We start from the raw sequence: 6,598 nt of genomic DNA, 5'->3' as shown, positions 1-6,598 counted from the left end.
GGGATCCCCCCCCCCCACAAAGCTGTTATGCGTTTCGCGCACCGCCAAGGGCGGCGGCGCGGGGCGGATTGAGGAAAGTCTTAGCGACCCGTATCCGGATAGTTCGGACCCGCGTCGTGAAAGCCGCCTTCACTGTAGGGATTGACGGCGCCGGGGTGGGGCGGGCCGCCCGGGCCGGAGGTGCAGCCGCTAATCACCACGGCGCTTGCCAGCAAGGCAAGCAAGCGAATCAATGAGGGTGTCATGTCAGTCTCCCGCGGCTGCGCCTTGGCAAGCGCGTCGTACGCAGCGTGTGCGGAAGATTATAGGCGCCGCTCAGTTCTCAAGCGTGGGCGCGAGCAGGGCGAAGACTTTGCTTTGGTTGTTGGCGCTGGACAGCAATTCGGCGATCGACACGCCGTTGCGGGGATTCAGGGTCAGGGCAATGGTCCGCTTGTCGCCGCTGGCGAAGCGGGCAAGAGCTTGGCAGGCGTCGTCGTTGTCGTCGAAACCGGCTAGGGACTTTTGGTCCTCGCAACGCTTTTGGCTGTCGCTGACCAGCTTGTCGAACTGCTTGGCGCGCTGCTTGTCCGGGTTGCCTTCGCCCGGTTCGGCGCTGAGGTTATAGCGCTTGAAGAGTTCCACGCTGCGTTGGACGTAGCCGTCGTCCTTCACGGACAGGCTGCCGGACTTGATGCGCAGTTCCGCCAAGGGCGCCAACTTGCGGTCGATGCGGCCCATGCCCATCATGCCCATCATGGCCAGCCCGACCAGCGCGTCGCGGTCTTCCGCCAAGGACACCGCGCCGTTGACCCGTTCCAGGCTCAATGCCAATTCAGCGTTCAGCGCCTCGGGTTGTTCCAGGGTCAATTGCAGTTCAGCGTTGTCGTCGTCACGCTGGTAGTCCCAGCGCACCCGCAGGTTGGCGGGCGGCAGGTCCAGCTTGCCGGCCTGGCGGGCCAGGTCTGTCTGGCTGAGCACGCTGGTGCCGTTGGGCAGGGCAGCGCCTTCGATCGTGACGTCGCCGCTGCGGCGGTCGCTGGTGTTGCGCAGGCCGCTGATCTTGACGGTGTCGATCAGGGCGATGGGCGAGCCCGCCGGGCCGACCGTCACCTGTTTCAGTTTGGCGGACCCGAAGGGCGATGCCGAAATGCTCTGCCAGCGCACCATGTCGCGCTGGCCCGTCTTGTCCAGCAGCGCCACGATTTCGTCTTCCGCCTTGCCGGAGGCGTAGGCGCCCAAGCCCCACCATGCGCAGGCCAGCACCACGACGACACCGCCTGCGATCAGGCCTTTCTTTTGATTGATCATTGGGTTGCTCGTCTGGCGGTTAGGGTTGGTTCGCTTGGTCGATAACGGCCTGGGCCTTCTCGGGCGTCCAGTCCGGCAGGCCCAGCATCATGCGGGCGCCGACCAAGGGGTCGTTCAGGTCGGCGCAGCCCGCCTTCTGGCAAGCGACGGGCGCGGCTTGGCCCAGCGTCAGCAAGGTCAGCGGCAGGCCGTTGTCGTCCTGGCGCTTGGTGTCCAGCGTGAGCTCGCCGGGCACCAGGTACCAGCCTTCCTTCATGGCCTTCTGGCCGGTCAGGCGGATCTCGTACGGCCAGTCGGCCACGGCGTCGTTGTCCTGGTGGTCGTCTACGTGGATCACCATGCGCACGGCGGCCTTGCGGCCAGCCATCAGGGCCTTGTAGTCACCGCCGGTCAGCAGGTCGTAGCGCACGTCGCGCTGCATGCGTCCCAGGATGCCCTTGGGGTCGCTCTTGGCCTGATCAACCAGATTTTGATATTGGCGCAGATTGTCGCGTTCCTGGTTCGCCAGGCGCATCCGCTCCTCGCGCTTCTTGCGGGCGAGTATTTCGTCGCGCTTGAACAGGTAGTTCTGGGCGTACTGCAGGTTGTAGCGCCACTCGCCCCGGGGCTTGCCGGTGCGCCAGTCGGTCGGGCGGTCGGCGGTGATCATGTAGAGCAGGTGCTCGATCTTGTCGCCGACAGCGCCTTGCTCGAAATCGTCCGAGAAGACAATGCGGGCATTGCCGGCGTCCGGCATGGCGGTGCGCTCGAGTACGCGCAGTGCGCCGTCCACGGCTACCTTGATGTCGGTGGCGTTGCGGAACACGTCGGCGTTTTCGGTGACGACGTCGATGCGGGTGTAGCGCCACACGTCCAGGCCGCTGCCATACGACATGCGTTCGGCACGCAGCAAGTAGTGGGAACGGCTGGCGGGGTCGCTGTCCAGGTGGAACCACAGCGAGCCATCGTCGTCGACATGCGCCAGGCGGGTCGCGGCAACGGGCGAGGTGAACGGAATGCCGCCCGCCATCCAGACGTCATTGCTTTGCGCGATGCGCGCGCCATCGGAGCGCTCAAGCCGCAGCCGGCCCTTGCCCGTGGCGTAGCCGTCGGGACCGCAGGACATGCCATCGGTTTTCAGCGTGATGTATTGGGCGCCTTCGCCCAGGCGGAATGTCGATACGACCTTGCAGCCGTTTTGGTCCTGCATGGTCTTCAGCCGCTGCGTGCCGGCCATGACGGCGCCAGGCGAGGGCGGCGTCCAGCCGTTGACGGCGAAGGCGGTCTGCACGGCGGGGGCGGGAACTGGGGCGGGAGCTGGGGCTGCGGCCTGCACCGCGGCAGGAACAGCGGCAGGTGCAGCGGCAGGCACAACAGCAGGTGCAGCGGCAGGTACGGCAGCAGGTGCAGCGGCAGGTGCAGCGGTAGGTGCGGCAGTAGCCGGAGCGGCGACAGGGGGCGGGGCAACGGGTGCTGCCGCCACGGCGGGGGCGGCCGGCTCGACGGCGGCCGGTGCGGCGGCTGTGGGAGTAGGTGTTGCTACTTGAGCGGATTGCGGCGCAGCAGCAGCGGGGACCGGCGCCGTCGCTTGCGTCGCGGCGGGCGCTGCGGCGATGGCGGCAGCTGGCGCTGCGGCTGCTGCGGGTGTAGCGGGTGTTGCAGGAGCAGCGGTTGCAGCAGGTGCAGCAGCCGGTGCTGCGGCGGGAGCAGCAACCTGCATTGCCCAGCCCGCGGCTTTGGTGCTGGTGCCGTCCGCGACACGCGCGCCGGCGTTGGTGACGCTGGTCCAGCGCAGGTCAACGGCTTGGGGGCACTGTTTGCCGAGCAGCACGCCGATCTTGGGCAGCAAGCGGCCGAGCGCGGCGGCGTCGGGGGCGGCGCCGTATACGGCGCGTAGATCCAGGTGCGGTCCGCACCACGGCGAACCGGTGGCGTGGTCGATGAATATCTCGATGTTTTCCGCTTTGGAATATGCCAGGCGATACGCCTCGGCGTGCGCCGGCAAGCTGCCGACGCTAGCGGCAATTGCCGCGACCACGCAAACCTTCTTCATGCTTTTCGCCTTGCCCCTGTTCGCTTTGGTTTACAGTATAACATTGCGAATCATTTGACATTAAATGATACGTATATTTTGAATATTCCTATTCAAGGTAAAACGCAACAATATCAAGGGGTTATGAAGTGTCTTCAGCTTTCATCGGATGGGTTACGGCAAAGGCGGCAAGTGGGTCCGATGGCAGCCGTGCATTTCGCGCAATAGTGTCCCTTTCCGCCTTGATGGCGTTGAGCGGTTGCGTCAGTACCGGCTCGGGCAAGATGGGCCTGGATTTCGGCGAAGTATTGGCCAAGGAACAGCAGGTTTTCACCGTCAATGGCGAGCGCGCGGCGCTGCGCCGTTACTACAACGATTCGTACGACATCAAGCTGTATGGCCAGAAGAAGGTCATGGAGCTTGAGGTCAAGGGCGCGTCCATGATGGTGGCGAATGTGTCCGAAGTGCCGGGCGCAACGCTCATCACGCTGGATGTGCCGGAACTCGGCTGCAATCACGTCTATCACGTGTACCGCGTGTCTGGCGTGCAATCGTCCAAGTGGCAGAACAGCTATCGCAGTTGCGAAGGCCCGCTGTCGTTCCAGGTGGCCAACGGCCAGTGGACGGCCCGCCAAACGGTAAAGCCTGCTGTCGGCAAGCCTTACATGCTGGTCTACCAGGACGGCAATCTGTACACGCGCCCGCTTGAAGTGACCAAGCCGCGAGTGCCGGCCAAACCGCGCCCGAAGGCGCCGCCCAAGGCCAAGCCCGCCGCGCCCACGGCCCCCGTGGCTGATGCCGTCAACCTGGACGACGTGGCCGCGCCTGCCGCCGCCGCCAATCTGGACGAGATCGACGCGCCGCCGCCCGGCAAGATCAACACCAGCGGCTTGAAGGCCGACACGGCCAGCGACGTGAAGATGAAGGACGAGAAGTAAAACGCGACGACGGGTAAATCGCGACCTCAGGTAGAACGCAACGTCACACGGCTGGGGCGGGCGGCAACGCCGCGCCAATAGCCAAGGTCTTGCGTTTTATCCGAGGCCCGTCGCAGCGTTGCCGATACGCCTGCACCGCGTCGGAATCCGCTGGCTGGAAATAGGGGTGGTCGTACTGCGCCTCGCGCATCGCGGCGTACAGGCGGCGGCCCCATACGCATTGCGCCTGGGCCTCGTCCCACAGGCGCGCCGCCTGTTCCGGCTGGCCGCTGCGCCATAACGCCAAGCCGAAGTCGGCCACGATTTCTTCGTTGCGCGATATCTCGCGGTACGACGCGCGCATCAGGCGCAGGCCTTCCTTGGTGTCGCCTCGCAGGCTAAGGATCCAGCCCAGCGTGCCCTGGTTGTAGGGGTTGGGCCCCCACAGGCGGATGGACCGGCGCGCTTCCTCTTCGGCTTGCGGCAGGTAGTCGGGAAAGTCCGCCAGGTAATAGGCAATATCGTTGGGCCAATCGGTGTCGCTTGCCCGAGGGGGGCGGCCGGGCTTGGTCTGGCGACGTTGCAGGGTCTGCGCGTCGGCCAGCGCCAGGTCGGGCATGCCCAGCAGCCGTTCCAGGCCGAGGCGGTCGCGCAACAGCGGGGTTTCGATGGGCGCGAACGATTCCGGAAAGCGCCATTCGCGTGACCGCATCAACCAGTGGCGCGCGTCGTCCTGCCGGCCGACCATCAGCAGCAGCTGAGCCAGATCCAGTCGTTGGCTCGGTGTATCGGCGCATTGCATGGTCTGGATCAACTGCTGCGCGCCGGCGGCATCGTTCTGGCTGAACTTGCGGTTGATGGCGTCCAGCTCGTCAAAGCACGCCCGGTTGTCGGTGACGGGCGCATCGATGGACAAGGAAAGGGAGGCTGCCGGCACGTTGTGGCTGAAATAGGCCGTGGCGCCTTGGCGGGTGGTGTAGCCCAGGTCTACCCATTGTTCGCCCCAGCGCTGGTGCATGGTCAGGATGTAGGGCCAGGCCGGCACGGGTTCCTTGTCGTTGCCGCTGGAATGCAGTTGGAAAAAGTGGCCCCAGGGGCCGTCGCCCACGCGGCGGATCAGCGTGAAATCTTCGGGCTGGAACGCCTTGTCCGTCCACACCCAGGCGGTGCGGCCTTCGGCGTCGGTGGTGCCGTGCAGGATGCCGTCCTGGCTGGGGGTGTCGCGGATGGATTCCTGCTTGCCCGTCAGGAACAAGCGATACGGCGTGTTGGGCGCGGGCGCGCTGTCGTGGCTGTTCAGCAAGGTCAGCGTCAGGCTCTGGCCATGCGGGCCCACGCCGTATTGGGCCATGCCGGGGGGCGGGGTGGCGCTTGACGCCGCCGCGACGTCGGCCTGGGCGCCGGGCGGAATCAGCAGCGCGGCGGCGGCCAGCAATAGCGGGGTAAACGGGTGCTGCATCGGGAATGTCATGGGGGCTGCGGGGCGGCGTCTGCGGATGGATTTGGGCGAGCCGAATTGTGTCACGAACCCCTATTTTTCTGTCAGCGCTGGGAGCCAGGCCGACAGGCCCTGTTCAGCCGGGTCGGCAAGCGGGTATTTCAGCGGCGTTTCGGGCATTTGCGCTAGGATGATCGGCGCAATAACCCGTCACGACTTCCGCCTCCCCTGGAGAAACCCCGCATGACCGCCCTAGACTCGTTCGCCATCACCAAGAAGTGGCCCGCCCAGCATCCCGACCGCATCCAGTTGTATTCGCTGCCCACGCCCAATGGCGTGAAGGTGTCGATTCTGCTGGAAGAGATCGGCTTGCCCTACGAGGCCCACCGGGTCGCTTTCGACAAGCAGGACCAGTTTTCGCCCGAATTCCTGTCGCTGAGCCCGAACAACAAGATTCCGGCCATCCTTGACCCGAATGGCCCGGACGGCAAGCCGCTGGCGCTGTTCGAGTCCGGCGCCATCCTGATCTACCTGGCCAGCAAGACCGGCCAGTTCATCCCCACGGACACGGCCGGGCGCTACGAGACGCTGCAATGGGTCATGTTCCAGATGGGCGGCATTGGCCCCATGTTTGGCCAACTGGGCTTCTTCCATAAATTTGCCGGCAAGGACTATGAAGACAAGCGCCCGCTGGAACGCTATGTAGCGGAATCCAAGCGCCTGCTGGCCGTACTGGACCAGCGCCTGGAAGGCCGCGACTGGGTCATGGGCGACGAATACACCGTGGCCGACATCGCCATCCTGCCGTGGGTGCGTAACCTGGTGGGCTTCTACGACGCCAGCGACCTGGTCGAGTTCTCGCGGTTCAAGAACGTGGCCCGCGTGCTGGAAGCGTTTGTTGCCCGTCCGGCCGTGGTGCGGGGCCTGACCATTCCCGCCTAG

Annotated in this window: 6 protein-coding genes; 2 read left to right on the top strand and 4 right to left on the bottom strand. The window is 65.3% G+C overall.

What is annotated here, in order from left to right; all coding sequences use genetic code 11:
- Nucleotides 1-80: 80 nt before the first annotated feature.
- From ACE04A_RS22690 to ACE04A_RS22680, 3 genes are all read right to left on the bottom strand, one after another.
- On the bottom strand, nucleotides 81-245 hold the full coding sequence (locus ACE04A_RS22690; RefSeq protein WP_167400968.1) for a hypothetical protein: 165 nt from the start codon (nucleotides 243-245) through the stop codon (nucleotides 81-83).
- Between the two features lie 70 nt (nucleotides 246-315).
- The gene (locus ACE04A_RS22685; protein ID WP_448716509.1) at nucleotides 316-1,290 is read right to left on the bottom strand and encodes a hypothetical protein; all 975 of its coding nucleotides are present in this window, start codon (nucleotides 1,288-1,290) and stop codon (nucleotides 316-318) included.
- A gap of 19 nt (nucleotides 1,291-1,309) precedes the next feature.
- Nucleotides 1,310-3,322 (bottom strand): hypothetical protein, encoded by a 2,013-nt coding sequence (locus ACE04A_RS22680; RefSeq protein WP_448716508.1) that lies wholly within the window; start codon nucleotides 3,320-3,322, stop codon nucleotides 1,310-1,312.
- Between the two features lie 206 nt (nucleotides 3,323-3,528).
- Between ACE04A_RS22680 and ACE04A_RS22675 the strand changes: the two genes are divergently transcribed.
- On the top strand, nucleotides 3,529-4,239 hold the full coding sequence (locus ACE04A_RS22675; protein ID WP_126376190.1) for a hypothetical protein: 711 nt from the start codon (nucleotides 3,529-3,531) through the stop codon (nucleotides 4,237-4,239).
- A gap of 43 nt (nucleotides 4,240-4,282) precedes the next feature.
- Here ACE04A_RS22675 and ACE04A_RS22670 read toward each other — a convergent pair whose 3' ends face one another.
- Complete coding sequence (locus tag ACE04A_RS22670) at nucleotides 4,283-5,689, bottom strand: tetratricopeptide repeat protein (protein ID WP_448716507.1); 1,407 nt, start codon at nucleotides 5,687-5,689, stop codon at nucleotides 4,283-4,285.
- Nucleotides 5,690-5,899: 210 nt separating this feature from the next.
- Here ACE04A_RS22670 and ACE04A_RS22665 point away from each other — a divergent pair, with 210 nt between their 5' ends.
- Nucleotides 5,900-6,598, top strand: a complete 699-nt coding sequence (locus ACE04A_RS22665; protein ID WP_448716506.1) for a glutathione S-transferase N-terminal domain-containing protein — start codon at nucleotides 5,900-5,902, stop codon at nucleotides 6,596-6,598.

Source organism: Achromobacter colocynthidis (genome assembly GCF_057334535.1).
This window is presented reverse-complemented; position numbering and strand designations above follow the sequence as displayed.